The organism is Candidatus Eisenbacteria bacterium, assembly GCA_026388185.1.
Classification (GTDB): domain Bacteria; phylum Eisenbacteria; class RBG-16-71-46; order JAFGJU01; family JAFGJU01; genus JAPLKG01.
Genome location: JAPLKG010000014.1, coordinates 96,362 through 122,651, shown reverse-complemented (window position 1 = coordinate 122,651; position 26,290 = coordinate 96,362). Strand labels below are relative to the sequence as shown.

The 26,290-nt window shown below is 56.6% G+C and carries 19 protein-coding genes; 5 read left to right on the top strand and 14 right to left on the bottom strand.

Translation table 11 applies throughout. The features are described from left to right. Positions 1-9: 9 nt before the first annotated feature. On the bottom strand, positions 10-1,107 hold the full coding sequence (locus NTX17_08075; GenBank protein ID MCX5801326.1) for an ATP-binding protein: 1,098 nt from the start codon (positions 1,105-1,107) through the stop codon (positions 10-12). Between the two features lie 212 nt (positions 1,108-1,319). Between NTX17_08075 and NTX17_08070 the strand changes: the two genes are divergently transcribed. The 4 genes from NTX17_08070 (at position 1,320) to NTX17_08055 (ending at position 8,163) form a co-directional block, all read left to right on the top strand. Then, a complete protein-coding gene (locus NTX17_08070; GenBank protein ID MCX5801325.1) occupies positions 1,320-2,687 on the top strand; it encodes a TolC family protein in 1,368 nt (455 codons plus the stop codon). Between the two features lie 29 nt (positions 2,688-2,716). After that, the gene (locus tag NTX17_08065) at positions 2,717-4,036 is read left to right on the top strand and encodes an efflux RND transporter periplasmic adaptor subunit (GenBank protein MCX5801324.1); all 1,320 of its coding nucleotides are present in this window, start codon (positions 2,717-2,719) and stop codon (positions 4,034-4,036) included. Positions 4,037-4,061: 25 nt separating this feature from the next. Beyond that, the gene (locus NTX17_08060; GenBank protein ID MCX5801323.1) at positions 4,062-7,214 is read left to right on the top strand and encodes a CusA/CzcA family heavy metal efflux RND transporter; all 3,153 of its coding nucleotides are present in this window, start codon (positions 4,062-4,064) and stop codon (positions 7,212-7,214) included. Positions 7,215-7,452: 238 nt separating this feature from the next. After that, positions 7,453-8,163, top strand: coding sequence for a hypothetical protein (locus NTX17_08055; GenBank protein ID MCX5801322.1), 711 nt, complete (start codon positions 7,453-7,455; stop codon positions 8,161-8,163). A gap of 1 nt (position 8,164) precedes the next feature. Here NTX17_08055 and NTX17_08050 read toward each other — a convergent pair whose 3' ends face one another. The 4 genes from NTX17_08050 to NTX17_08035 form a co-directional block, all read right to left on the bottom strand. Further along, positions 8,165-10,531, bottom strand: coding sequence for an aminotransferase class I/II-fold pyridoxal phosphate-dependent enzyme (locus NTX17_08050; protein MCX5801321.1), 2,367 nt, complete (start codon positions 10,529-10,531; stop codon positions 8,165-8,167). Between the two features lie 114 nt (positions 10,532-10,645). Beyond that, positions 10,646-12,097 (bottom strand): SPFH domain-containing protein, encoded by a 1,452-nt coding sequence (locus NTX17_08045; protein ID MCX5801320.1) that lies wholly within the window; start codon positions 12,095-12,097, stop codon positions 10,646-10,648. 320 nt (positions 12,098-12,417) lie between these two features. Further along, a complete protein-coding gene (locus NTX17_08040; protein MCX5801319.1) occupies positions 12,418-12,681 on the bottom strand; it encodes a type II toxin-antitoxin system RelE/ParE family toxin in 264 nt (87 codons plus the stop codon). Then, complete coding sequence (locus NTX17_08035; protein MCX5801318.1) at positions 12,668-12,901, bottom strand: CopG family transcriptional regulator; 234 nt, start codon at positions 12,899-12,901, stop codon at positions 12,668-12,670. The genes NTX17_08040 and NTX17_08035 overlap by 14 nt, the downstream gene beginning before the upstream one ends. Before the next feature lie 86 nt (positions 12,902-12,987). On the opposite strand from NTX17_08035, the gene NTX17_08030 reads away from it, so the two are divergent. After that, positions 12,988-13,128 (top strand): hypothetical protein, encoded by a 141-nt coding sequence (locus NTX17_08030; GenBank protein ID MCX5801317.1) that lies wholly within the window; start codon positions 12,988-12,990, stop codon positions 13,126-13,128. A 133-nt stretch (positions 13,129-13,261) separates the two neighbouring features. On the opposite strand, the gene NTX17_08025 is transcribed toward NTX17_08030, so the two are convergent. The 9 genes from NTX17_08025 to glnA all read right to left on the bottom strand — a co-directional run bounded on the left by NTX17_08025 (position 13,262) and on the right by glnA (position 26,229). Beyond that, complete coding sequence (locus NTX17_08025; GenBank protein MCX5801316.1) at positions 13,262-13,468, bottom strand: hypothetical protein; 207 nt, start codon at positions 13,466-13,468, stop codon at positions 13,262-13,264. 633 nt (positions 13,469-14,101) lie between these two features. After that, positions 14,102-14,824, bottom strand: coding sequence for a plasmid pRiA4b ORF-3 family protein (locus tag NTX17_08020; protein ID MCX5801315.1), 723 nt, complete (start codon positions 14,822-14,824; stop codon positions 14,102-14,104). Further along, complete coding sequence (locus NTX17_08015; GenBank protein ID MCX5801314.1) at positions 14,821-15,330, bottom strand: hypothetical protein; 510 nt, start codon at positions 15,328-15,330, stop codon at positions 14,821-14,823. The genes NTX17_08020 and NTX17_08015 overlap by 4 nt, the downstream gene beginning before the upstream one ends. Positions 15,331-15,421: 91 nt before the next feature. Further along, on the bottom strand, positions 15,422-17,107 hold the full coding sequence (locus NTX17_08010; GenBank protein MCX5801313.1) for an NAD(P)-binding protein: 1,686 nt from the start codon (positions 17,105-17,107) through the stop codon (positions 15,422-15,424). A gap of 96 nt (positions 17,108-17,203) precedes the next feature. Further along, the gene (locus NTX17_08005; GenBank protein ID MCX5801312.1) at positions 17,204-20,242 is read right to left on the bottom strand and encodes an FG-GAP-like repeat-containing protein; all 3,039 of its coding nucleotides are present in this window, start codon (positions 20,240-20,242) and stop codon (positions 17,204-17,206) included. A gap of 16 nt (positions 20,243-20,258) precedes the next feature. Beyond that, entirely contained in the window at positions 20,259-20,780 is a 522-nt protein-coding gene (locus NTX17_08000) for a hypothetical protein (GenBank protein ID MCX5801311.1), read from the bottom strand. A gap of 89 nt (positions 20,781-20,869) precedes the next feature. Next, positions 20,870-23,710, bottom strand: a complete 2,841-nt coding sequence (locus NTX17_07995) for an FG-GAP-like repeat-containing protein (protein MCX5801310.1) — start codon at positions 23,708-23,710, stop codon at positions 20,870-20,872. 395 nt (positions 23,711-24,105) lie between these two features. Beyond that, positions 24,106-24,738, bottom strand: a complete 633-nt coding sequence (locus tag NTX17_07990; protein MCX5801309.1) for a DedA family protein — start codon at positions 24,736-24,738, stop codon at positions 24,106-24,108. A 60-nt stretch (positions 24,739-24,798) separates the two neighbouring features. Continuing rightward, positions 24,799-26,229 (bottom strand): type I glutamate--ammonia ligase, encoded by a 1,431-nt coding sequence (gene glnA, locus NTX17_07985; protein ID MCX5801308.1) that lies wholly within the window; start codon positions 26,227-26,229, stop codon positions 24,799-24,801. Positions 26,230-26,290: the final 61 nt, after the last annotated feature.

The following is a 26,290-nucleotide window of genomic DNA, read 5'->3' as shown; positions in this document are numbered from 1 at the left end:
ACGCCGTATCTATCCCGCCGGCAGAGGCAACAGGATCGTAAACGTCGCCCCCCGGCCGAGGTCGCTCACGGCTTCGACTCGACCTTTGTGCTCTTCGATAATTGACCTGACTATGGCGAGCCCAAGACCGCTCCCCGTAGTCTTCTGCGTAAAAAACGGCTCAAAGATTCTGTCCATATTGTCTGGCGCAATGCCGCTTCCCGTGTCAGAAAACCGTATTTCCCAAAACCTCTCGCGATTTTTCGTCGTCTGTCCAAGCTCAACAATGATCTTGCCGCCTGGCGGTGTAGCAGCAATCGCGTTAAGAATCAGGTTGATGAACACCTGGCGTAACTTCTGCGGGTCGGCCCAAACACGATCGTCGAAGCTTGGAATGTTTGACTGGAGCGTAAGTGACGCCGAGGCAATCTGAGGTTCCATCTGTCTCAGAGTGGATGCAAGAATGTCGCCCAGCCTCTCCAAAGAGAATTGACACGGCTGCGGCCGTGCGAAATCGAGGAAATTCTGCACGGTGCCGTTAAGCCTTCCCACCTCCCTGCCTATTATTTCGGCGAACTCCTGTCTTGGAGAGTCGGGCGCCAATCCCTCAGCGAGGATGCCCGCCGCGCCCTTGATTGACGCAAGCGGGTTCTTGATCTCGTGTGCCACTCCCGCAGCCATCTGGCCCATCATCGACAGCCTCTGCGATTGCTCAAGCCTGGCTTGGGCCACCTGCATCCTCTTGCGCTGAAGCCTCTCGCGTTCTACGAGCGCTCCGGAGAGAGAGCCGATCGCAAAATAGAAGACGATCTCGATCAGCTCGCCGGAGAGTTCCCCCATAGGAGTTGCCGTGCGGACAATGTAGGGAATTACTGCCGTTGATATGACGAGAGCGCACGTTATTCCGCCGCGAAGCCCGAACCAGATTGCGGAAATGACAATCGGTATGTAACACAACCTGCCGTGTATGGCCTTCAGCAATGGACTGTGGCCGGCGTGCGTGTGCCCGCCGAGCCAACCATAGTGGACGGCGAGCGTAAGCGAGACTATGGCAGCGAGAATCACTATCTTGGAAGACGAGCCGGACGATGAGTTGGATGAGAATCTGGGCGTCGCACTGAGATCCATGCGTAATATTGTACACTTGTCTATTGGAATTTCAAGGCAAATTCTCCAGTTGTCTCGGTATTGTACAATAGTACACACCATTGTACGCGATTGTGTACTATTGTACAGTCAGACTGACCCGCCGACCCCGTTCGTTCCGTAACCTTTTGATAGACAACGCATTACGGACCTCTAATGTTTGGCACGAAAGTTGTTAACACCTTTCTGGTGAGATGAAGAAGTCAGTGACACTAGGATTCTTTCTAATGGCGTTACTAGGGATGGCGTTATCGGGGAACGCGTTGTCAGGGATGACGTTAAGTCCTGTAGCTTCAGGACTCGTTGAGTCCGAGGCTCGCCAGGAACCCTACGCGTGGCCCGGCGACAGCCTTCTTTCTGCATACATATCAGAGGCGCTCGCTGGTCACCCCGAAGTCCTGGGGGAAGAAGCAATGGTGAAGGAAGCTCGAGCGCGAGAAAGGATGGCATCCTCGTGGATGAATCCGATGGTTGTGCTGGGTGTGATGGACGCAGCACCGAGCTTCGATCTCAACAAAAATCCGATGACTGAGAAGCAAGTCGGCTTGATGCAAACGCTCCCGTGGCCCGGAAAGTTCTCCCTCGGAAAAAAGGCGGCACGGCAGGAAGTGGAGGGAGCACGCGAGAATCTCGACGCGGCTCGTTGGAGAACAAGGACGATGGTGGCGATGGCCTATTTCAGGCTTGCCGGCTTGCTTCAAGAAAAAGAGGCTCTGGAAGAGACACTGGCCCTTGCCGATGAGGCACTCACGGCAACAGGGATTGCACTATCGTCTGGCATGGAAAGCCAGGCCAATTTTGTGCAGGCCAGGGTAGAGCGGACCAGATCGGCTCGCGAGCTGGTGTCTCTCCAGAGCCAGATCGACCAGACGAGAGTCGAACTCGCACAGGCAATTGGAAGAACTACTGCTCAGGGCCTCGCGGACCCCGAGCTTCCCTCTGACCTGGGTTCACTGCCCGAAGTCGATGGCCTGATCGCCCAGGCTCAAAACGGACCGACACTCAAAGCCATGAGGGCCGACTCTATCGTTGCCTATCTCGAACGCAAACAGGCAAGGCTTGCCTATTTCCCAGACATTACGGTCGGCGCGCGCTATGGCTTTGGCGGCCGAATGCTCGATGAGGTGCCGGGTGAGCCTGGGACTTTCGGATGGATGAACAGGGAAGGCAGGGTTTCGATTGAACTCAGTTTTCCGATTCCTTTGTGGGCAGGTGGAAATCAAAACGCTCAGATTGCGGAGCGAACGGCTCATCTCGAAAGAACGAAAGCAAACCTGGCGAACGAAAGAATCGAGCTCCTTTCCGATCTTCAACAAATGTATCTGGAGGCGCAGTCTCTGGCGCAACAATTCAAGATCACCAGAGATTCTCTTCTCGTTCCCGCGAGGATGGCGTACAGAGCGGCGATTATTGATTACCGGGCGGGCAGATTGCCCTGGATGAATCTAAATAACGTTCGCATGTCCGTGTCAATGCTCCGCATGGAGGCGGCAATGGAGGCGGCGGACTATCTCATGAAGAAGGCGGAGATCGAGGGCGCGATTGGAAAGGTTTTTCCTTGAAGGGTTCTTCCACAAGGAGTGAGAAAAACATGAGACGCTTCTCAAGAAAGACTCAGGTAATCATGGGGATAGCAGTGGTTGCGATCGTGGCAATCTGCTTTTGGTTCGCCCTTGCCAGCATGCGGACTTCAGACGCCAAATCGCAAGAACTCTACGTGTGCCCCATGCATCCGCAGGTAGTCCAGGATCATCCAGGCGATTGTCCGATCTGCGGCATGAAGCTCGTGAAGAGAACCGTTGAGCCCAGCCAGGGCGAGGACCGCTCAATGGCGGCAGGTCATGGAGAAGATCGCTCAGAGATACCGGGTGGTGCCGGCGAGACGGGGGCGAACGGTTCTGCGGACAGTCTTGCCGGCACGGTTTCGTTGAGCCCTTCGCAGGAAATCATGGCAAACGTGGCAGTGGCTCCTGCTGAGATTGGTGACCACAAGAACGTGCTCGCGCTGCCTGGCCGCGTTGTTGCCGTTGAAGGTAACGACGTGAGGGTGGCGCTCAAGGCCATGGGAAGGGTTGAGAAGCTCTACGTCTCAACAACCGGAGAGAGGGTGCGAAAGGGGGAACCTCTTTTTGAATACTATAGCCCCGACATCGGCGCTGCGAAGAGAGAACTGCTGCTCGCCCACGAATCTCTGGGTCAAGATCGAGACGTGCTGGTGGGCGCGGCCAAGTCAAAACTCAAGTCCCTTGGTCTCTCCGAGAGTCAAATAGACGGCATCAAACTTGGAACCGTTCCTTCGGATCTCGTAACCGTAACGAGTCCCATATCCGGTGTTGTCGTAGAGAAGATGGCAAAACAGGGCCAGTGGATGATGCCCGGGATGGACGCCTACGATGTCGTGGATCTTTCCAGCGTATGGGTTGAGGGGGTCGCGTATGAGACAGACATCGGACGACTCCATCTGGGCGACGACGTTGAGGCGACCACTCCCGCTTATCCAGGCGAGAAACTCGTGGGGACGATAAGTTGGATTTCCCCCGTTCTTGACACGGCGACGCGGAGCCTTCCTTTCAGGATGACAATTCCAAATCCAGCCATGAAGTTGAGGCCGGAGATGTACGTCGAAGTGCGGTTGGTTCAAAGCCAGGAGAAACAAGTAGTGCTTCTTCCCGAAGACGCCGTGCTTCATCTGGGTGAAAGTCAGGTTGTTTACGTGGAAGTGGCGCCAGGCCGTTTCGCGGCGCGTAACGTCATTGCCGGAGCTGCAGAGGGGGGGCGAGTGCCCATCTACTCCGGCATTAATCCCGGTGAGATGGTGGTCGTCTCCGGCGGCTACCTCATTGATTCAGACGCGAAGATAAAATCCGTCGGGCAAGCGGCGCATGCCGGCCACGCGAGCGCTAACCGGTAGAGAGAGCTAAGGGTAGAGAACGTCAATGGTAGAGAAGATCATCAGATATAGCCTCGACAACCGTCTCATCGTCATCGTCTTTTTCCTTTTGGTGGCGGTGTGGGGCGTGTGGGCATTGTCCAGGACTCCAGTGGACGCGATACCCGACCTGTCGGACAACCAGGTCATCGTCATGGTGGACTGGATGGGCCGCGCCCCTCAGATCGTGCAAGACCAGATCACATATCCGCTCACTACGACGTTCCAGGGGTTGCCGCACGTGAAGGCGGTGAGATCGCAGACCATGTTTGGTCTTTCGATGATCTACATCATCTTCAAAGACGACGTTGATGTCTATTGGGCCCGTTCTCGCGTTCTCGAAAAACTCGCAACCGTGAGCGGTCTTCCTTCGGATGCAAAGGTTGTGCTCGGCCCGGACGGCACGGGCGTGGGTCACGTGTACTGGTACACGGTCGAGGGTCGTGGCTACGATCTCGGAGAGCTGCGCGCCGTTCAGGATTGGTACCTCCGATATGCGCTCAACACCGTGCCCGGAGTTGCGGAAGTCGCATCAATCGGCGGATTCGTGAAGCAATACCAAATCGAACTCGACCCCACGAGGATGGCTTCGCTCAACGTTTCCACGATGGACGTAATGGAAGCGGTCAAACGTTCTAACGTAGACGTCGGGGGCGGTCTGATCGAGCGCGGCTCCATGGAATACCTGATAAGAGGCCTCGGTTACGTCAAGACCAGGGGGGACCTGGAAAACGTAGTCATCAGAGCCTCGGAAACGGGCATCCCCGTCTACCTCAAGGACGTTGCCAATCTCCAGATGGGCGGAGAAATCAGGCGCGGGCTTCTGGACAAGAACGGTGAAGGCGAAGTCGTCGGCGGCATAATCGTGATGCGCTACGGCGAGAACGCCAAGGCCGTGATAGGCAGGGTGAAAGAAAAGATCAAAGAGCTCTCGCGTGGGCTTCCGCCGGGCGTCGAAGTCAAGATGGCGTACGACAGGTCTGACCTCATAAAGGCCGCCGTCCACACGCTGGAGAAGGCACTCAAGGAAGAAATGCTCATCGTCAGCATTGTGATCTTTCTCTTCCTTCTTCACTTTAGAAGCTCTCTCGTGGTCATCCTGACTCTTCCTCTGGCCGTCCTCATTTCGTTCATCATCATGTATCACTTCCGAGTGACGTCGAACATAATGAGTCTCGGCGGAATTGCAATCGCGATAGGGGCGCTTGTGGACGCCGGAATCGTGGTCGTGGAAAACGCGTACCGTCACCTTTCCGAGGGAACGGACGAAGACAGGAAAAACATAGTCGAGACGGTCTACAGAGCCTGTAAGACGGTCGGCAGGCCCATCTTCTTCTCGGTCCTGATAATTGTTCTTTCCTTCTTGCCCGTGTTTCTCTTGACGGGTCAGGAAGGAAAGCTCTTCTTCCCGCTTGCGATGACAAAGACGGGCGCAATGGCCGCGGGCGCAATACTCGCCATAACCATCGTTCCCGTTCTCGCGACGTTCTTCCTCAGAGGGAAGCTTCGCCCCGAATCACAGAATCCGATTTCGACTTTCTTGATACGAGCGTACAGACCTCTTCTCAATTTCGCGCTCAACCACAAGCGAGCGGTACTCGTGGCCAGCGCGCTGATTCTTGTCGGTACCGGCCTTCTGGCTATGAGCATCGGCCGGGAATTCATGCCCGCACTGGATGAGGGCTCGCTTCTTTTCATGCCGACGACACTGCCGAACGCTTCCATAACCGAGGTGAAGCGCATCGTTCAGGTCCAGGACAAGATCATAAAGAGTCTCCCCGAGGTGAAACTCGTCCTCGGAAAGGTAGGCAGGGCCGAGACGGCGACCGATCCCGCTCCGGTTTCCATGATCGAGACAATTATCTTGCTCAAGCCCAAGTCTCAGTGGCGGAAGGGGATGACGAGAGAGGACATAATTGCGGAGCTTGACAGAAAGCTCCAAATACCCGGCGTGACCAACGGCTGGACGCAGCCAATCATCAATAGAATAAACATGCTTGCCACGGGTGTGCGAACCGATCTGGGTGTGAAAATCTACGGCGAAGACCTCGGAATGCTCGAGCATCTCGCCGTCACGTCGGAAGAGATTCTCCGCAACGTCCGCGGCGCGGCCGATCTCTTCGCCGAGCGAAATCTGGGAGGAAACTACATCGACATAGACGTTGATAGAGAAGCCATCGCCCGCTACGGCCTGAGGGTACAGGACGTCACCGACGTCATTGAAATGGCTTCCGGCGGAATGAATGTGACTACGACCGTGGAAGGGAAAGAACGCTTTCCGGTCCGCGTGCGGTACGCGCGCGAGTTCCGCGATTCACCCGAGAAGCTGAAGCGGATTCTCGTCATGACCCCGAGCGGAGCTCAGATTCCGCTCGAACAAGTTGCGAGAGTGATGGAGCGGCCAGGCCCGGCCATGATAGCCACGGAACACAGTCTTCCCCGGTCGATCGTTTTTCTCAACGTGAGGGGTAGAGACATGGGCAGCTTTGTCGAGGAGGCGAAGGCAGCGTTGGACAAGAAACTCAAACTGCCCCCGGGCTACTACATCGAATGGTCTGGGCAGTGGGAAAACCAGATACGCGCGAAGAGAAGTCTTCTCATAATGATGCCGCTGGTCTTAGTGATGATATTCATCCTGCTTTACTTCGTCTATCACTCGGCATCAGAGGCCGCCATCGTGATGCTGTCAGTGCCGTTTGCGCTCACGGGTGGTGTAGTGTTCATGAAACTTCTCGGATACAACTGGTCCGTCGCAGTGTGGGTGGGTTTCATCGCTCTTTTCGGTGTCGCGGTGGAAACCGGCGTGGTGATGACGGTGTATTTGCATGAGGCACTGGAACGAAGGCTACGCCAGAGGCCGGCGGGATCGGAACAAATCGGCATACCGGAGCTATATGACGCGATTAGAGAAGGTTCCGTCTTGAGGCTGAGGCCGAAGCTAATGACCGTTGCGACCACGCTTCTCGGCCTCGTGCCCGTGATGTGGGCGACCGGAACCGGCGCGGACGTCATGAAGCCGATCGCAGCGCCTTTGCTGGGGGGGCTCCTTACGTCTGCAGCCCACGTGCTTCTCGTTACGCCGGTAATCTTTGCTCTGACGAAAGAAAGAGAAGTGAGGAGGGGGACGCTTAAAGTGTCGAAGATTTCGTTGGGTGAGTGAGAGGATTAAGGACCGGTTACTGGGACCACGAGCAGCCGCTCAGGAACAGAAGGGGAGACAACTGCGGTGGAGCGGACGCTCGTGGAGAATGCCCCGACGCAACCAGAGCTCGACAACCCCGGCGACCGGTCCTTATACGCCCGTGCAACCCCTGAGGGTTCGCGCCGGGCGGCGTGTCCGAGAACAAGTGACTCGTTCATTGTGGATTTCGTGGTCTGAGGTACTAAGGAGGAAAAACGTGAACAGGTTCAGGCTGGTTTTGATTGTCGCTCTCGCTATTACGGCTGTCCTCTTGGCTACGGTTGCCTTTCCGGTCTGGGCCGGGTGCTCGAAGGCGTGCGGAACGTCATGTGGCAGCAAGTCAAGCGCTTGCCCGATGCAAGGAACTTCAGTGACAGGTAAAACGCAGGGAGGTTCGACAACTTGCCCGATGCAGGGGACTTCAACCGCGGGCAAAGCACAGGGAGTTTCAGCCGCCAGTGCGGTTGGGCAAGTTCAGGGTTCATCCTGCTTCCTGGCATCCTACTTTGAGATGAGAAGCCTCCTCGCCCAGGACAAGATGAAGGGGCTGGACAAGCTTTCAAAGACTCTCGCCGGCGAGACCGGGAAGTTTCGGAAGGGCCTTGCAAGCTCCTCGAAGAACGGTGCCCTCGCAGGACAGATCACCGCGCTAAAGGACATCGAGAAGGCGGCGTCCGCAATGAAGACCGGCAGCCTCGAGTCTGCACGTGAGAGCTTCAAGGGGCTCTCGCGTAGCGTCCTTGCATACGTCAAGAGCTACGGGTGTAGCGCGCCGGTCTACAGCTTCTACTGCGACATGGCCAAGGAGAGCTGGCTACAGGATACGAACACGATAGGGAATCCCTACTACGGCTCCAAGATGCTCAAGTGCGGTGTCATGATCGGCCGTACGGAGAATGGGAAGTATGTAGCTGGAAAGCACGAATAACTTACCTCGGAGCCTTTTCCGCCAGTTCCCTTATCTTCTCCTGAATGCTTTCAGGCGAACCCGCCCCCGTATTCACTACGTAGCAGGGAACTGCTTTGAGAAGCCTGCTGAAGAGGAATCTCTGTAGCTGGAATCTGTCGGAGCTTCTGACGAGAAGGTTTGGATTGAGAAACGGCTGCGCCCGCATGGGCCCCGTTCCGGAAGCGAAGTTGCCCTCTTCGAGCAGCCTGAGGGCCTCGTCCGCTTCGAGCTTTCTAACCGCGGGGGAAACCGCGTCGCGGCACAGAATCACGAGAATCTTGACTGAAGTGCGCTTCACGTGTCCTGAAGTGCCCCCGATCCAGTACGGGTCGAGCATGGCCCTCGAATCGCGCGAAGCCGCGTAGCAATAGCCCTCTCCTCTGTCGATCCTGCAAGAATCGACGTCGGGGCAAAACTCGTGCGTGCACTCGTCTCTCTTCGTGACGACGTTCTCGAGCTTGCTCTTGTCAAAAAGCCTTGCGAGCTGCGGCATCTTCTCCACGGAGTTGGTTCTGACGTAGAACTTTCTCTCGGGGACGTCGGCCAGAACCTCCCTCTCAAGGTACCTGAGGCAAACGAAGTCAATCGCCGCCAGTCTGGCCCCGTTAGCCTTGAGAAGACCTGCAAGGTGCGTGAATTTCCCGACTCGCGGTGGTCCCATAAGAAGAATCCCCGAACCGCCGACGTCGATTGCCGAAGCATGGACGCAATGAAGGCCGGACGTTTTTTCCGAAACGTCGGCCAGCATGCCGATGGCGAGGCTCCTCAGTTGGCCGTAGAACGCGGTATTGAAAACAAAACCGGTGTGGGAATCCGAGTTGTAGAAAGTGCGCGCTTCTCTGCCGGTCACGTCTTTCACACCGTAGATGATGGCGTGAGGTTCAATGTCTGCTTCGAGCTGAGCGGGGTACCAGTTCTCCGCCCAGAAATCCGAGAAATGAGGGCTATTCGTGCGGAGCTGTATTATCACGCCAGAGATGCTGGCATTCCATTCGAAGTAGTTGTCGTACTTGAGATGCGCGTCGGATTCCGCAACGAGCGCGTTCCTGAGATCGAGGCCGCTCACCAGCTCCGTCTCGACGTACTTCCTGACCTTCGTGGTTACGTTGTTGAGCTCGAGCGGCTTCACTTTCTTGGGAGCTTCCAGCGCCGCGAGGGCGTCGGCGATTCTATGCATTCCTTCTTCGATGTTTTTCATCGACGTAGCGTAGGAAAGCCTGATGTGCCCCTCGGCGCCGAAGGCTTCGCCGGGAACAACGGCCACTTTCGCCTCTTTGAGAAGGTAGTAAGACAAGCCGTACGAGTTTCTGACGGGTGCCCCATGAAACTGTCGGTCAAAGTAGTAGGAGACGTTCGGGAAGAGATAGAACGCGCCCTTCGGCTCAAAACAAGAGACGCCCGGAATCGCGCGCAGACGCTGAACCATGTAATTCCTGCGGCGATGGAACTCCGATACCATGCGCGGGATTTCGAGCTGCGAGCCCCGAAGGGCTTCCAATGTCGCCATCTGCGAGATCGAAGTCGCGTTCGACGTGTTGTGACTCTGGATCTTTGACATCGCGGCGATTATCTCTTTGGGCCCCGCCGCGTAGCCGATTCGCCAGCCGGTCATCGAATATGCCTTCGAGACGCCGTTAACGACTATGCACTGCTTCTTTATCCTGTCATTGAGAGAAGCGATGCTCACGAACCTGAAACCGTCGTAGACCAGCTTCTCGTAGATTTCGTCTGCAATGACGAGAAGCCCTTCCTTGACTGCGACTTCGGCAATCGCCTCGAGGTCGTCCCGCGTGTACGTGGCGCCGCTCGGATTGCAGGGATAGTTGAGTATGAGCGCTTTCGTGTTGAACGTGAGCGCGGCTCTCAGGTCCTGCGGCGTCAGACGGAAGCCGTTCTCCTCTCTCGTGCGCACGAAAATGGGATTCGCCTTCGCGAGCCTCACCTGGTCGGGGTAGGAAACCCAGTAGGGGACTGGAATGATGACGTCTTCGCCTTCGTTGAAGAGCGCAACCGAGATGTGGTAGAGGCTGCACTTGGCGCCGGGCGAGACGATTATTTCGTCGAGCTTGTAATCCAGCCCGTTGTCGCGTCTCAGCTTTTCGATGATCGCGCGCTTTAAGTCCGCGATGCCGTCGTTGGCCGTGTACTTGGTGAAGTCGGCGTCGATTGCACGTTTGCCGGCTTCCTTCACGTTCTTCGGCGTGGGGAAGTCGGGCTCGCCGACGCTGAAGTCGATCACATTGATGCCCTCGGCCTTCATGGCGAGGGCGGTCGCCCCTATGCGGAGCGTCGGGGAAAGCCCGATGCGATTTACTCGCTCAGCCAACAGTTCTGAAGGATCTGCCATATTCCAATAACCTGCTGAGTGCGGTCAGTGCTAACGGCGCAGTAGGTTGTCGGTGCAATCACTACTGCCGACGCAGTACGTCCAAAGCTTACAGCAGTAACTTCTGCGGCTTGCTCAGTCTATCATTCCTCCGCTCTTGCCCTTGGAGCTTTCGGAGGATTCCTTGGATTCCTTTCCGGCTTCCTTCAGTTGGCGAGAGCGTGGCAGGTTCGAGAGAAACGTCTTTATGTCAGTCCCGGTCAGAGACTCGATGATCGTCGGAAGCTGAGCGATGATGGTTGCAACCTGGCCGGTAATCTGCGATGCGGCGCTCGCATCGCCGGAACCCACAAGTACGATCTTCTCGACTTTGGATAGAGGCTCGGACACCGCCTTGGCAAGATCGGGCAGAGTTTTCATGTAAGTTTCGTAGATGGCGGCCTCGTTATACTTGGACCAGGACTCCGCCTTTCTCAGCATGGTCCTGGCTTCGGCTTCGCCCTTTGCAGCCATCGCTTCGGCCTCGGCCGCACCCTGAAGCCTGATGCCCGCGGCTCTTCCCTTGGCTTCGAGTTCTTTCTGGTAAGCCTCTGCCTCTGCCTCCATCTTCGCCTGGAACGCCATGGCCTCGGCCGGTTTCCTCACGGTCGCCTCTAGTTCCTTCTCTCTCCTCGCAATCTCCTTCGTTTCGAGCTCGATTGATTTCTCTTTCTCTATTAACTTAACCTCTGCCTCTTCCTTCTTGAGCTCCTGAGTCATCTTGAATCTCTCGAGCTCATAGGATAGGTCTGCCCGGGCACGCTTCTGGTTGACTGTCGCCTGGAACTCCGCGCGCTTCGTCTCAAAATCTCGCGTTGCCGCTGCGATCTCAACCTCGGCCTGGAGCCGCACGACGTCTCCCTCTTTCTTGGAGATAGCGGCCTTGATGGCGGCATCTTTTTCTGTTTCCGCCTGGGCGACGGAGGCGTCTCTTTTCACCTGAGCGATCTTAGGCGCACCGAGAGCCTCGATGTATCCTTGCTTGTCGCTGATGTCCTTCATGGAAAAAGAAACGAGCGAGAGCCCCATGCGTGAGAAATCCTCGGAGGCAGCCTTTTCCACGCGGTCGGCGAATTCTTCCCTGTGCTGGTATATTTCCTCGACGGACATCATACCCAGCATGGCGCGGAAATGTCCCTCGAGCACATCAGATGAAACCGACTTAATCCCGTCGGCTCCCGCAGTAAGAAACTGCTGGGCAGCAAGCCTTATTGAGTGTTCGTCGTCCGCGACTCTCACCTGCCCCTGTGCTTCGGCAGTTATCAGCACGCCCTGGCCGGTTAAAACGTCCTCGACCTTCAGAGAAATGGGGAAAATATCGAGCGGCAGCACCTGCGCTCTTTCAACGAGCGGCATTATGAACGTGCCGCCGCCTATCTGGACTCTATAGCCGACGGTCCTCTTCGTGCCGTCAGGTTCGACAATCGTGTGCCTTCTTCCTCCGGAGATTATGAGGGCCTCGTTCGGGCCGACCTTTCGGTAGTTCAAGGCCCAAAGCACAAAAAGGCCGGCGGCAAGAGCGACGACTACTATCCAGAACACGGGCATGGTGAGAACCCCCTTCCTGAATTGCTTATTGCCTTATCAATGAATTGCTCGCTGTTATATCAACAGTATAAACGGAAAGAAGATAGCACAAGAGAGGGGCGCGGGGCAAGGCCGGAAAACTGTCTGCGTACCATGCAACGCCCCCCGGATTGCCCATAAACTCCCGCGAACGACAATAGACTTGAAGAACTCCTGTGAAAGCGCCAAGGCAACTCAGTGCAGTCACACTTAATCATTTGGACGTCCATTTGTGAAGTAGATCTTCGCTGCGGCAGGCAGAGTGGCGCGGTGGGGCTTTTTCCATCAGCGCCAGCCGCTGATTAGCTGCTTCTGTAAACGTCGCGCCGGTGGCCGATCTTCACCACGACAACCACAAGCAAGTCGTCCTTGATCTGGTAGACAATACGATAAACACCAACACGGACTCGATATCTTTCTTGCTCCGACAGCTTCTCACATCCCGGCCCCCGCGGATCGTTTTCAAGTGCCTTGAAACACTTGAGAATACGAGCAACATCCTTGTTGGGAACCCGCCGAAGATCCTTTGCGACCGATTTCCTGAAGACCAGCCTATATCTTCCCATGCGCCTTCAAGTCTCTGAGCAGTTCTTCGTAACTTAGCGTAGGCTCATGCGCGCGCTCACGGAAGGCCTCGAGGTCCTCTTCGTCCTCCCGAAGTGCCATCTGAACAGCATCGTTTACGAGATCGGACAAGCTGCGCTGTGTGTGAATTGCCTTGATGCGCAGGGCGCGGTGAAGATCTGGTCTGAAGTAGACCGTTGAACGCTTAGCAAGCTCACTCATGAGAAACACCTCCATGAGAGAGTATAGCATCATAGCGTTATTATGTCAAGACGTCAAAATGCCGTGCCAGGCAAGCAGCTGGTTAGATGCTGAGGTACGGATACAAGCTCTGCAACCGTGAGATCTACACCGAGACATCGGAGGAAGACGGCACAGACGCACCGCTCGCGTTCGGACTTCTTGTGGTTGGACAAGAGATGGATCGTCTCGCGATTGTACTCAAGTAGCTCTCTTCTATATTGTTCGAATTCCCTGTCGGTCATGATCTACCCTGCTTCGGCATCCAACGGCTTGAGTTGACCGGTGGTGTGCAAGTGGAGCGAATCGAACCGCTTGGTTGAGTGGTTCGTTAGGTGGAAGTCACTTTTTCCTTTCATGAGAGAAGGGCCAACCAGTTGCTTTAGAAAATAGATACGCGAACCCCACCCAAAATAGCAATCCAGCAATAAACCCGACCCATGCGTTTCCAAGAGACAGGAGCGCCCTCTTCAAAATTGCCCATAACAAAAGCCCTCCGAGAAACACTACAATCCCTAACACTATCTTCTTTGAGATATCAGCGCTCATACTATTCCCCCCAGACAGCCAGAACCTTGACATCTCCTCTACGCAGAATGAAATTCCTTTCTGCTATGCTCAGTTCGGAGATAACTGATGATACCTACGTAACAGACCAGAACCACGAGTGACGCAATTCCGCTACCCAGGTAATTTCCAAAGATACGTGCAGTGTCATCTATTAAGTTCTGACGTGCGGGAATGACAATTCCCATATGGTACATTGTGCGGACAATTGTTAATGATAAGGTGATAGCGACACCTTCTGATGTGTGCCTATTCCGCGTGTACATTAGCCAACCAGAACCAAGAAGAGCCAAGCTGTTCAGTAGGCAGATAAAGGAGAATAGTCGCCAGATTGTTCCTAGGGCTATTGCAATTTCACTGCGGGAATCTAGTACGAGGTCCATACTGGATCCAATTGTTCCGAAAAATCCAAACACTAACAACAAGATTGAGATAGCCGTGGTTGATCTTCTCTTCATCTGAGTCTGTACCTCAAAGCGACCAGAATGCTCTCTTGCATCTAACGCAATCGGCATCAGCTGCGGCGGGGCAAAGTTCTGTGGCAGATGCGACTCGACTGGCGGCATTGCGCCAGCAGCACGCCGGTGTTCGGCGGCCTACGAAAACACGCCACCTCTATTGCCCGTCCAAGAATGCGCACTTCCATCGCTCCTCTGGGTCCTCGAAGCGTACAGAAGCTGCCTCGAACTCTTCCGGATCAAACGACCCTCCCACCCAAGTCGATAATCTGTCATGCTCTTCATGATTGGGATCGGCCAGCGCCTCGAGCAATTCCTTGTATCCCCACGACCCGCCGCAATCCTCCGGCGGGCACGCACGTCGGCCGGCAACACAAACGGGATAATGCAACGAGGAATCGCGCGGACCGACCTTCTCAAGAACGATGGCATGCTCCCAGCCATCTCCAAAGTCGTACAGATAGTCGGCTTTTCGGTCAGCCAGCGTTAGGAAGCGTGCAACTGGGATGTCCCAGCCGGGAAGAACAACGGGTTCATCTGCGAAATCATCTTCGGAAGGAATCCCTATCTCCAGGAGTATTCCAGTGGTGGGGGCCCGCAACTTGAACGCGTGCAGATGGTAATCAAGCCAACCCATGGCATCTTGTATGGCGACGTGCAGGTCCCAGAAGGTATAGGTACACGGGACCTGGATCCGTCGCCAGACTGGAGGCTTGACCTCCTTGAGCGTCACCTTGAACTGTAGAGTGTGGTCAAACCTGTTTCTCACATCGTATGACTTTCCTTGAGCCACGCCCGCCATGTCTGGCGAACGGCGCGGCTGAGCGGTGGGGTTCTCCGTCTGCTCCAGCCACATGTCAGCAGGCGAATTGTATTTCACGTCTGCCTATCAACTCGAGCGTACAGGACCCGGACGCCATCGCCCCAGTCTATCCAGCGACTGCCCGGACGTGGCTCGCGATGGGCAAAAGAGCCATCCTCATCAATGAATATCGATAGGGCGATCTTGGCCTTACCGTTTTCCACGTACTCGTGAATGCGGTTCAGATCTTTCCCTACTCCATCTTTGCCCCAGAAGACGACGGGAAACTTGCTTCTCAAGAGATCCGGTCTCTTATGAGAGGGTTCATACTTGAACTCAAGAGCGACTGCGACAGAGCCCTCGGAATCCAGAATCACTAGGTCAGCGCAACGGCTTCTGCGTTTTCCAGGGAGCATGGGATAGTTGCTGAACATAGCATAGGGCAGATTGTTGCTCTTGATCTCGGAGTTCATATGTTGCTGAAGAGTCCATTCGATGTCGCGCTCCACGACGAAAGGAAAACGGCGATAGTTTTGCCTGAGCCATTCCAGGGATGAATCAACCAACTCCATCGGAGCCATCATTTCGCCTTCTTGCCTGCTAACTACGGCTCATGACGTTTCCAGATAAGTGTCTTTAAGAGGTGATGTACCTGTCGCGTCCAACCGCAGAATCTCACCAGTTCTTCATAATCTCCCCGAAGCACTCGAGGCCGCTCGGGATGACGGCGCCGTAGCCGTGGCCGGGCCTGGTCCAGGCCCCGGCAAGATACAGGTTCTTTATGGGAGTCGAATGCCCCAGGCGACTCTGGCCTGAATTGTCCAGCGTCTGATCCCAACCGTAGGCAGCGCCTCGGTAGTTGCCGGTGTAGCGCAGATTCGTGAGAGGGGTGCCGATCTCCTTGACCTCAATCGCGGCCCGTAGCCCCGGCAGGAGCCTTTTTTCCACGCTGTCGATCAGGACGTCGGCCATTCGTTCCTTCTCTTTTCTGTAGGCCGTCTTCTCGCCCTTGAAATAGTCGGTCTCGTATTGTTTCCAGTGGTCGTACCCCTGGAGCGACAAGACGTTGAGTGTGTTCTTTCCCTGGGGCGAATAGCCTTTGTAGAGGTTGTCGTAGAGCATGAGTCCGAAGCCACCATCTTCAACCTTTGCGTTGACCATGTCCTCGTAGGCGGCCTCGGGGTCATAGCCCGGCTCGCAGAAGATCTCGGTGTCGGTGATTCCAAGCCCGCCGACGAGGTCCTTCTTCAGCCCAAGGAACACCTGGAAGCTCGAAAGACTCACGCTGAACGTGTCCATCCGGGCGAGGTAATCCTTGAGATACTCGCTCTCATTCATCATGGTGTGGAACGTGTCGTACGCGTTGGCGTTGGACACGACGACCTTTGCGCCGTATTCTTTCCCGTCAGCGGTTCTGACTCCGTGAGCCACGTGGTCCTTTACCAGAATCTCGCTGACCTTCGTCCCCAGAACCACCTTGCCGCCGCGTTTTTCTATGAACTCCACGAAGGCATTGCTTATCTTCTGAGATTGCCCCTTCGGATAATAACCGCCCTCGGCAAGATAGCTCATCGTGGGAAGCGCGTAGTAAAAAGTCGAGAGTCTCGAGGGCGGAAGCCCGTAGTATCCCCACATCACGGACACAATCGCTTTGAGCTTCGGGCTCTTGATTCGGGAGTCCACCATCTGGCCCCACGTCCTGCTGTAATTCTTGAAGAGATATGGGAAGTCGGCGGGGAACGTGGCCATGTCCACCTTGCCTCGGGCTGCCGAGTACTTCTCAAGGTCGCTGACCAGTCCCTTCATGTCGCCGAACAGCCCCTCAATACCTTCCTTCTCCTCAGGAAAATGGCCGACCAGTATTGCGACGTACGCGGGAATGTCCTTCTGCGGCATGCGGAGATCGTAGTCAGGGAAGATTGCTCGATAGAGGTTTGGGTGAGGGACAAATTCAATGTCCGCGATCTCTGGAAATCCCGGTATCAGATTGTGTATGCCCGCTCTTTCTCCCACCACCGTGGAATGCAAGGAGACGTCGAAGCTGAAGCCCCCGGGTCGCTTGAACGTCGTAGCGTAGCCGCCGGGTTTGTCGTGCTTTTCCAGAACGAGTGGCTTGAACCCTTGGCGGGCAAAAGCGGCGGCACAGCTTAGTCCGCCGAGACCGGAACCGATGATGATAGCGTCGAAGGCGCTTTCTCCGGCCCGAGCGCTTCCGCTCCCAGCCGCAGTCATCGTCGCCTCAGATTCTCCTTTTCCCGCCTGAGCGTTCGCGCCCTTCGGGAATGCATTCCAATCGAGAGCTGCAAGCGACACTCCGGCAAGCAGCTTCTTCAGAAACTCTCTCCTGTCTACGTCAAGCATTAGTCCTCCGCGCTAACAATAGTAGTATGGTTGTAAAAGCACCTCCGCCCGTATTGCCCCCCTGCGCTGATCGTGTTTGCCAGTGTATAGTACGATCTACCGCAACAACACGATTTTCTTTGCCGAGATGAAGTTCTTTGCCTCCATTCTGCAGAAGTACACTCCGCTTGCCACGCGGTGCCCGGAATCGTCTGTGCCATTCCACGGGATCGAATAGGCGGTCGGCGAAGCCTGCTTTTCTTCGTTCACCAGTCCCTTGACGACCCTTCCAGTAACATCATAAATCTTGATCACGACCTTGCCGGATTCCTTGACGGAGTATTTGATCGTCGCCATCGGATTCATCGGGTTGGGGTAGCTCTGATAAAGCACATTCGCGAGCGGTGGAGTGGAAGGCGTCTCTGGCTGCACGGCCACGACCGGCAGGAATCCGTGCACCTCGAAGTCGTCATACCATCCCGTGAGAAACGCACCCGGGTACTCTCTGTCCTCGAGCCAGATGCGGTCACTGGGAACTACCGTCGTATTATACTGCACTACCCCCATGGAGGCGCCGAATACCAACAGTTCAATCGTCCGCACTGTCGGATCCACCTTTATCTCGAAATCGGCGTACGCGTATGGAGGGGTGGGGGCACCAAACGGCGGGCCGAGTGGGACGAGGTTCGACCAGTCGCCGGCGATGTCCACCATGACCGGTGAGTCCTGGTTCATCAACCGCAGGCGGGCGTGTCCGAATACGAGCCAGTTCGCTTCATAGAAGTCGCTATATGCAAACCAGAACTTAACGCTGTACGGCCTGGAGAAATCAGCGTTGATGAGCTCAGAATATGCACTTGCGAATGCGCCAGGAGCCGAACTGCCGCTCACGCCCATGCTGTAGGGCGAACTCATCGAATACGTCGAGAGGTCTATGCCGGCGCCACCGGCTCCGAAGCGTTCCCAGTAACCGAAGTCCACGATTGCATCCGAGAACAACCACGTGGTCGGCGCCGTGGGTGTGAACCCGTAACACGAAGTGCGGTTCCAGTCATGTGCGTACATGCGCCATTCGTACCTGGCTTCCGTGGGTACCGTGCCCAAGGTGAACGCAAACATCTCCTGAGACGCCGCGTCGGCGACCACCAGGTCGAGCTTGTTGTTACCGTCAATATCACCTATGGCCGGCGCACGGTCGGCGAGTGCGCCAAACTGTACTGGCCAGCCCGAGACCCACGTACCGTCGCCATTCACGGCGTAGATGTTGCCCTGGTCCGTCGCGGCGACGACCTCGTAGGCGTTATCCCCGTCAACATCGGCGATGACCGCGGAGCCGCGCACCTTGCCCTCGACGCGTACCGGCCAGCCGGCCGCCAGCTTCGTCCCGTCTCCGTTGAAGGCGAACAGAGTGTCGCTGTCGCTCCCGAAGACCACCTCGAGAGCCGCGTCAGCATCAAGATTACCGAGGCTCGGCGCGGAGTAGCCCACAGTCGCCGTAACGTAGACGGGCCAGCCCGCGCACCGGCTTCCGTTCGCATTCCAGGCGTACACACTGTCGTACTTTGCAGTTGATACTACTTCGTAGCTGCCATCACCGTCGATGTCTCCGATGGCAACGGCTTCGTCTGGCGTGCGGCTAAGCGAAGCGGGCCAACCTGTGAGGCTTGCGCCATGAGGCTTGAACGCATAGATCTTATGGTTGCCTCCAGGGACTACGACCTCAAGGCTGTCGTCGCCGTTAAGATCCGCCAGAGCGGGCGCGGCCCGCGAGACAAGTCCCCCCGCGTACACCGGCCAACCGGTCAACTTCGAGGCGTCGCTACCTCTCCAGGCGTAGACGGAGTCCGTCACACAGACGATGTCCACGAACCCGTCTTTGTTCAAATCGGCGATGCTCGGCGTCGTACTGACTCCGGATCCCGCGGCTCGCGGCCAGTTGGCGGCGCGCGCGCCATTATGCTTGAACACGTAGAGGCTGTCATTGTCCGCGCCTATAGCAATCTCTAGCCACCCGTCACCATCCACGTCGCCGAGAGCCGGCGAAGAACCGCTGATTTCTGCGCCGACCTTCTGCGGCCAGTGGTCGAGCTCCTTCCCCCTGCCGTCCAGAACGTGCAGCGTACTGTCGTACGTTGCGAACACGACCTCCTCCACACCGTCTCTGTTAATGTCTCCGAGCGCAGGATTGGAGCTCACATGATCGTCAAAAAGCACGGGCCAGCAACCGGGTTGCGGTTTTGGTGCGCCACTGCTCTGGGGATATCGCCAGTGCATGGCAGACACATCACATTCGTTCAGAGTGCGTTTGTGCGTTTCGTTGGAATCACTAAAACAGTACATGGTGGCCTTTGTGTCGCACGAATGCCCGAAGCTCATCCAGTGGCCGAATTCGTGCGTAGCCACGCTCTCGAGGTCGTATTTGCCACGCAGGCAGGAATCAGCCCGCAAAGCAGACCAGGGCACTGCCGCGTTGTCGTTGAACGTGATGTCACATTCATAATTATAGTTCTGCGCGTCCCACCACCAGTGCGCAAGGCCGTACGTGAGCGGGGCGGCGTTTCCCATGTCTTCCCACGAGACGACGTTGAATCCGTCCTTTTGCACGGGTTCAGGGTAGGCCCCGGAGTCCTTGTCCGTGACGCCACCGTAGCACCCGGCCCAATAGGCCGTCAGGACGTTTTCCCAATTGGTGAGCGCCCTCTGCACGGCATTGAACTCATTCCCCGTGCAGAGGGACGCCCCATTCTGGTTGATGTAGTATGTGACAGGCAGGTCGCTATCGGCCCACCTTTGGAGGTAAGGATACCAGTAGGCATAGCTGCCTGCATTCTTCCAAATCGTGCAGCTTTGGTCGCAATCGCCCTCGGGGCATGCGGCAAACGTAGCAGTCGGGGAGACGCTCAGGAGCAGAGCGACAACGAGGAGACCGGTGACTGCAAGTAAGACACCGAAGCATCTACTGAGTACCGGCGCGTGGGACGAAGCCGGCCCCGGCCAGGTGCACGCGCACTCAGCTAGGAATCTGCGCTCAGACGTAGACCCGCACACGGGCGCGGACTTGTTCGTAGGGACCGGTATGTTTACACTCGCGGCCCCGTTCGCAAGCGCGAATCTCTTCACAGGCTTGGACCTGTTCAGGTTGTTCTTAAGCTTCATCGTGATCACCCCCGGCCTATTTCTCCTGCGCTCTCTTTTCCTGCGCCTTTACGATGGACTTTACTCTCTGCACAAAATCGCCGAGCGGAAGACCCGCCTCGCGTACCTTTCCGTTCTCGACTGTGAACTTTCCTTGGAAGAGCCCCTTGACCTTCATCACAGACTGTTCCTCGCTCGGTTCGACGAAAGTGACGACCGTCTGGCCCTTCGCGAATACGGGAGTGTCCTCGACCATCAGGCCGACACCGTCCACTTCTCCTCCCGGGACACGTATCGTTATCGTTTGGGAACCCGTGCCCTTGAACCACTGATCGACCGTCACTGTCACGTAAGTGAAGATAGTCTTCCCATCGGCGTCCCATTGAGACGTGATGTCTGTGACTTGGCCCTGAATAATGCCGGTCGAGCCCTCTGCAAGCTGTGCCAGCGTTGCCTTCTGCATGAGCGCCTCAGATTTGGGCGCCGCGAGGGCGAGAGCAAAGATCGCCGCAATAAACATAGCGGCGACCGCATACGATCGAAACGTCCTTGCTTCCATAGACCTTCAACCTCCTGGATCTTGGTATCCCAGACCTTGGTGTCCGACTGTGCACGCCCCGATTCTCCGGTTCCTGGGGGCGGTCGATACTACCGTAAGACCACGATCTTCTTCGCCGAGATAAAGTTCTTTGCCTCGAGCTCACAAAAATATACGCCACTCGCCACCCGCCGCCCCGAATCGTCTGTGCCATCCCATACGACTGAATACAACGTCGGAGAGGCCGGCTTCTCTTCGTCGAGCAGTCTCCTTACGACCCGTCCTGCCACGTCATATATCCGCAGCGTGATGCGACCCGATTCCTTGACGGAGTACTTGACTGTCGCCATCGGGTTCATCGGGTTTGGATAACTTTGATAGAGCGCGTTCACGAGCGGCGGAGTGACCGGAGTCGCCGGTCCAACCCCGACCACCGGTGGGTATCCACGCACTTCGAAGTCGTCGTACCAACCAGTGAGGTATTCGCCCGGATACTCTCTGTCTTCCAGCCACGCCCGGTTGCTTGGAACCAGGGTCTCCAGATACTGGCCCGTTCCGAGCGGCGCACCGTTGACCAAGAGCATGACTATTCTTGTCGATGGATCTACGTCGATCTCGAATTCCGTAAAGGCCCCTGCGGCACAATACGAATAGAATGGCGGGCCGATGGACGCAAGATCGGACCAATCTCCGGCCCTGTCCATTAACACGGGCGCGGTCGGGCTCAGCAAGCGCAGCCGGGCATGTCCGAACACGATCCAGTTTGCCGTGCTGAAATTGTCATAAGTGAAGTAGAACTTGATGGAGTACGGCTTCGTGAAGTCGACGTCGATGAATTCCGAGTAGGCGCTCGCGAAGTCGCCCGATGCGGGGCTTCCCACCATCTCCATGCTGTAAGGCGGACTGTAGTAAATAGAGGAGAGGCCCACGTGAGAACCTCCGTGCCCAAACAGTTCCCAATGGTCGAGGTCTGCGAACATGTCGGAGAAGACTATGGGAATCGGCGTGCTCGGCGCGTAACCATGGCGCGAAGTACGGTTCCAGTCGTGGCCGTACATACGCCACTCGTACGTGTTGTTGGCCGGGACTGAACCGAGGCTGAATGCGTAGAGCTTGCCCGGATAGGTGCTGCCGACCACCATGTCGAGCTCGTTGTCTCCGTTGGTCTCTCCTATGGCAGGAGTTCTGTAGTACCCCGACTCCGGATAAGTCTTGGGCCAGCCGTTGACCGTAGTGCCGTTGCCGTTGAAAGCGTATATTTTTCCTTTGTCTGTTACCGCGACGACTTCGTAGGCGTTGTCAGAGTCAATATCAACGATGACGGCAGAGCCTCTGACGTATCCATCCACGTACCCGGGCCACCCGGTCACCCTCGATCCGTTGCCGTTGAAGGCATAGAGCGAGTCGCCCTCCGAACCAAACACGATTTCTGGTGCCCCATCCCCATCGATATCGCCAAGGCTGGGCGCAGAGTAGTCTACCCAGACCGGGACGTAAACTGGCCAGCCGGAACACTTGCTCCCGTCGTGATTCCATGCGTACACGCTATCGTGTGCCGAGGTCGCGACCACCTCGTAATGGTTATCAGCGTCGATGTCCCCTATGGCCACGCGGTCGTACACCTTGCGGCCCGTGCTTACCGGCCACATGGATGGGCTCATGTTGGCCCCGTGAGGTTTGAGTGCGTACACCTTGTAGTCGTAGCCGGAAATGACAACCTCGAGGCTGTCGTCTCCATCGAGGTCGGCCACGGCAGGTCCCGCAAGTTGCATGTTTCCGCCAAGTTTCACGGGCCAGCCTGAAATAAGATTCCCGTTCGCCCTCCAGGCGTAGACACACGAATCCGTAGACGCGCAGATGACATCGAGGCCGCCATCCTTGTCCAAATCGGCGATTGCCGGGGTGCTTCTCACGTACCAATTTGTTCCACGGGGCCAATTGGACACGAGTGAACCATCGTGCCTGAATGCATAGACGCTGTCACTGTAGGAGCCGACGACGATCTCCAGCCAGCCGTCGCTATCGATGTCTCCGAGGGCCGGCGAGCCGTCTATGCAGTTGCCTGCCTGCTTTGGCCAGCCGTAAAGCTCCTCGCCTCTTCCCGTCAGAACGTGCACGCGGCCGTCGTCACCCGCCACGACGATTTCGTCTGTTCCGTCTCTGTTGATGTCACCGAGCACCGGATTCGAATCAACGTTCGCATCAATATCCACCGGCCAACAGCCGGGCTGAGGCCTGGGCACACCGGCGCTCTGCGGGTACTGGGACTGCATGGCTATGATGTCGCAGTCGCTCGGGCTCCTCTTTTTAGTCTCGTTGGAGTCGCCCCAGCAGTACATCGTGGCTCCGATATCACAGGAGTGGTAGAGATACATCCAGTGACCCAACTCGTGCGTGGCGATGTTTTCGACGTCGAATCTTCCGTGAATGCACGAATCGGCCTTCAGCGCAGACCACTTGACGGCGGTATTGTTGTTGAGCGAAATATCGCCCTCGATAATCGAGTCTCCGGTTGTGCTGTACCACACATATCCATAGCCCAATGAAAGAGGCAAACCGCCGCCCAAATCTTCCCAGGAGATGACGTTGACCGTGTCACGCGCGGGCTGAGCGTGGTCCGCGTTCGAATGCCTGCTCGTCGTGCCGCCGTAGCACGTCGTCCAGTAACTCCCGATCACTTGTTCCCAGTTCGTCGTGGCCCTTTTGACGGCGGCGAACTCGTCTCCCGTGCAATCAGCGGCCCCGTTCTCGTTGACGTAGTAGCTGATGGGCATCTGGCTTTCGTACCAGCGATCGGGCGCGGAGGTGGCCCAATATGTAAGGGTGCAGCCCGTGTTGCAGCTGTCGAGTGGGCACTGGAGTGCCATTGCGGGATCGATTTCCGGCTGGCCCACGAGCATCAGGAGCGCCAAGCAACCTAGTATGAGCGCAAGACCGGCACGACTAATCATGGCGGAATCCTCCCAGGACGCAGGTCCTTCACGCTTCTTCGGTAGGGCGGCAAGCCGGAGGAACGAGTGTGCGGGTGGGATGTCGCGAGGTGAAACGTGACAGGCATTACAGAGGCACCCCGGTTTCAGTCGACTGGCATCTCACTCGCTACGCGTGGGCTCCAAACGCGTTGGTTCCAGCGGCGACGCGCGCGAGAAACCTGCGACAAGGCTACGCAGGCAAGAAACAGCGCAGGGCTTCCTCGTTTCGGGCACCTGCTTCTTGGAAATACAGCCTTGACTGACAAAGAATGCTTTTGCGGGATTATAACACAGTTACGGCGTCACTTCAAGGGCAGAGAGGGGGTAGATTGTGTACGGTACAGGCAATACCGCATCCATCACGGCCGCCTGCCTCACGGCTGTCGGCCTGACGGATACGCGCTCGCCCTCTTCAAGTGGGCCCTGACGAAGTAGATCAATCCGGAGGCGATGAGCACAAGCACGACCGCGTCAATCGGCCCGCTGTATTTGTGAACCACTTCCCAGTGCCTTCCGAGGTGATATCCAAGCCAGGCAAGGAACGTATTCCACGCGCACGCGCCGATTATTGTGTAGAGGGAGAAGTGAAGGAGATTCATCCTTCCGGCTCCTGCCGGTATGGAAATGAGGTGGCGGATCACGGGGATGAATCTACCGATAAGAATAGTTATCGTGCCGTGTCGATGAAAGAACCGCTCCGTCGCTTCGAGATCGTGAAGATTGAGAAGAACGTACCTGCCGAATCTGATCACGAAGGGTTTGCCGCCGTAGTAACCGACCGCGTACGATATCAAGGAGCCGACTATGCTTCCCGTCGTGCTCGATATCGCCACCCACAGAAAACTAAACCGGCCTACCGTAATCAAGCACCCGGCAAAAGGCATCACGGCTTCGCTTGGAACCGGCGCCACCATGCTTTCCAGCATCATGAGAAACGCCACGCCGGGATAACCCAAGACGTCAATCAGATGTGTGACCCACTGTATGATTGTCTCTGTGAAACCCACCTGTTTCTTCCTTCTGTTGCAGCGACGCGAACCAAGCGTGCGGCGCCGTCAGGGTCGCGCTCAGACGTCGAAATACGCGGACACCTCGAACGGGTGCGGCCGGTTGCGTACGTCGTAGTATTCCTCGCGTTTCACCCGGATCCACTCTGCTATCTGACCCGGGTCGAACACTTCGCCCTGCAAGAGGAAATCGTGATCTCGCTCAAGCGCGTCCAGCGCTTCTCTGAGAGACCCCGGCAACGGCTTGATTGATTTCCGCTGCTCTTCGCTCCAGGCGAAGATGTTCTGATCTATCGGCCCGAACCCTGCCTCTCGCGGGTCGATCTTGCGTCGAATGCCGTCGATGCCGGCCATGAGTTGGGCCGCCAGCGCCAGGTAGACGTTGCACGTCGCGTCGGGCGGGCGGAATTCGAAGCGCGCACTGTCCGGCTGATCGGCGTACTTCGGCACACGGATTGCGGCGCTGCGATTGCCCAGGCTGAAGAACGCGTTTACCGGCGCTTCGTAGCCGGGCACCAAGCGTCGATAAGAGTTGGTGGACGGATTCGTGAACGCCAACAGTGCCGGGCCGTGTGTCAATAGGCCGCCGATGTACAACAACGCGATGTTGCTCAGTTTGCCGTAGCCGCGCGAATCGTAGAACAAGTTCAGATTGTCCTTCAATAATTGCTGGTGGAAATGCATGCCGTTGCCCGCCTCTCCGAAGAGCGGTTTGGGCATGAATGTCACCGTCTTCTGGTTGCGCCCGGCCGTCATTTTGGTGACGTATTTGACGATTTGTGTGGCGTCGCCGCTGTGCACCATCGCCATCATCGGGGTTTCTATCTCGCACTGGCCGGGCCCGCCGACTTCGTGGTGATGATACTTCACCTCGATGTTCATCGATTCCAGAACCATCACCATTTCGCTGCGCAGGTTGAACAATTGATCCTTCGGCGGAATTGCGTGATAGCCACCGTGGCGTGGAATGAGATGGCCGTGGCCGCCTCGTGAGCTTTGCCAGTCGGCCTCACTACTTTCCAAGCGATACGACGCGGCGTTCACTTCGTTCTCGAAAGAGACGCTGTCGAACACATAGAACTCGTACTCCGGGCCCCATCGGCTCTCGTCCGCGACGCCAAGTTCACGCATGTAAGCCTCGGCGCGTGTCGCGATGTTGCGGGGATCCCGCCCGAAGGGCAGCTTCGTGTCGGCCTCGTAGGCGGAGCAGATGAAACTCAGGGTAGGCACGTCCCAGAACGGATCGCGAAACGCCGTCGAGATGTCCGGTATCAGCACCATGTCTCCGGCCTTTACCGGACGCAATCCGATGGCGGAGGCGTCGAACGCGACACCGTCGCGCATCAAGTTCTCCCCGAATTGACTGGTCGGCAAAGTCACGTGATGCCAGCGTCCCGCCAAATCGGTGAACTTGAGGTCTATCATCTTGATCTCGTTGTCGCGAATGTGAGCCAGGGCGGCTTCAAAGTCCGCGAACATCGTCTTGTCCAAGTCGCGTCCGTGGAAGTGGGAAGTGTCGGTCTTATGGTACACAAACCCTCCGATTTTGCAG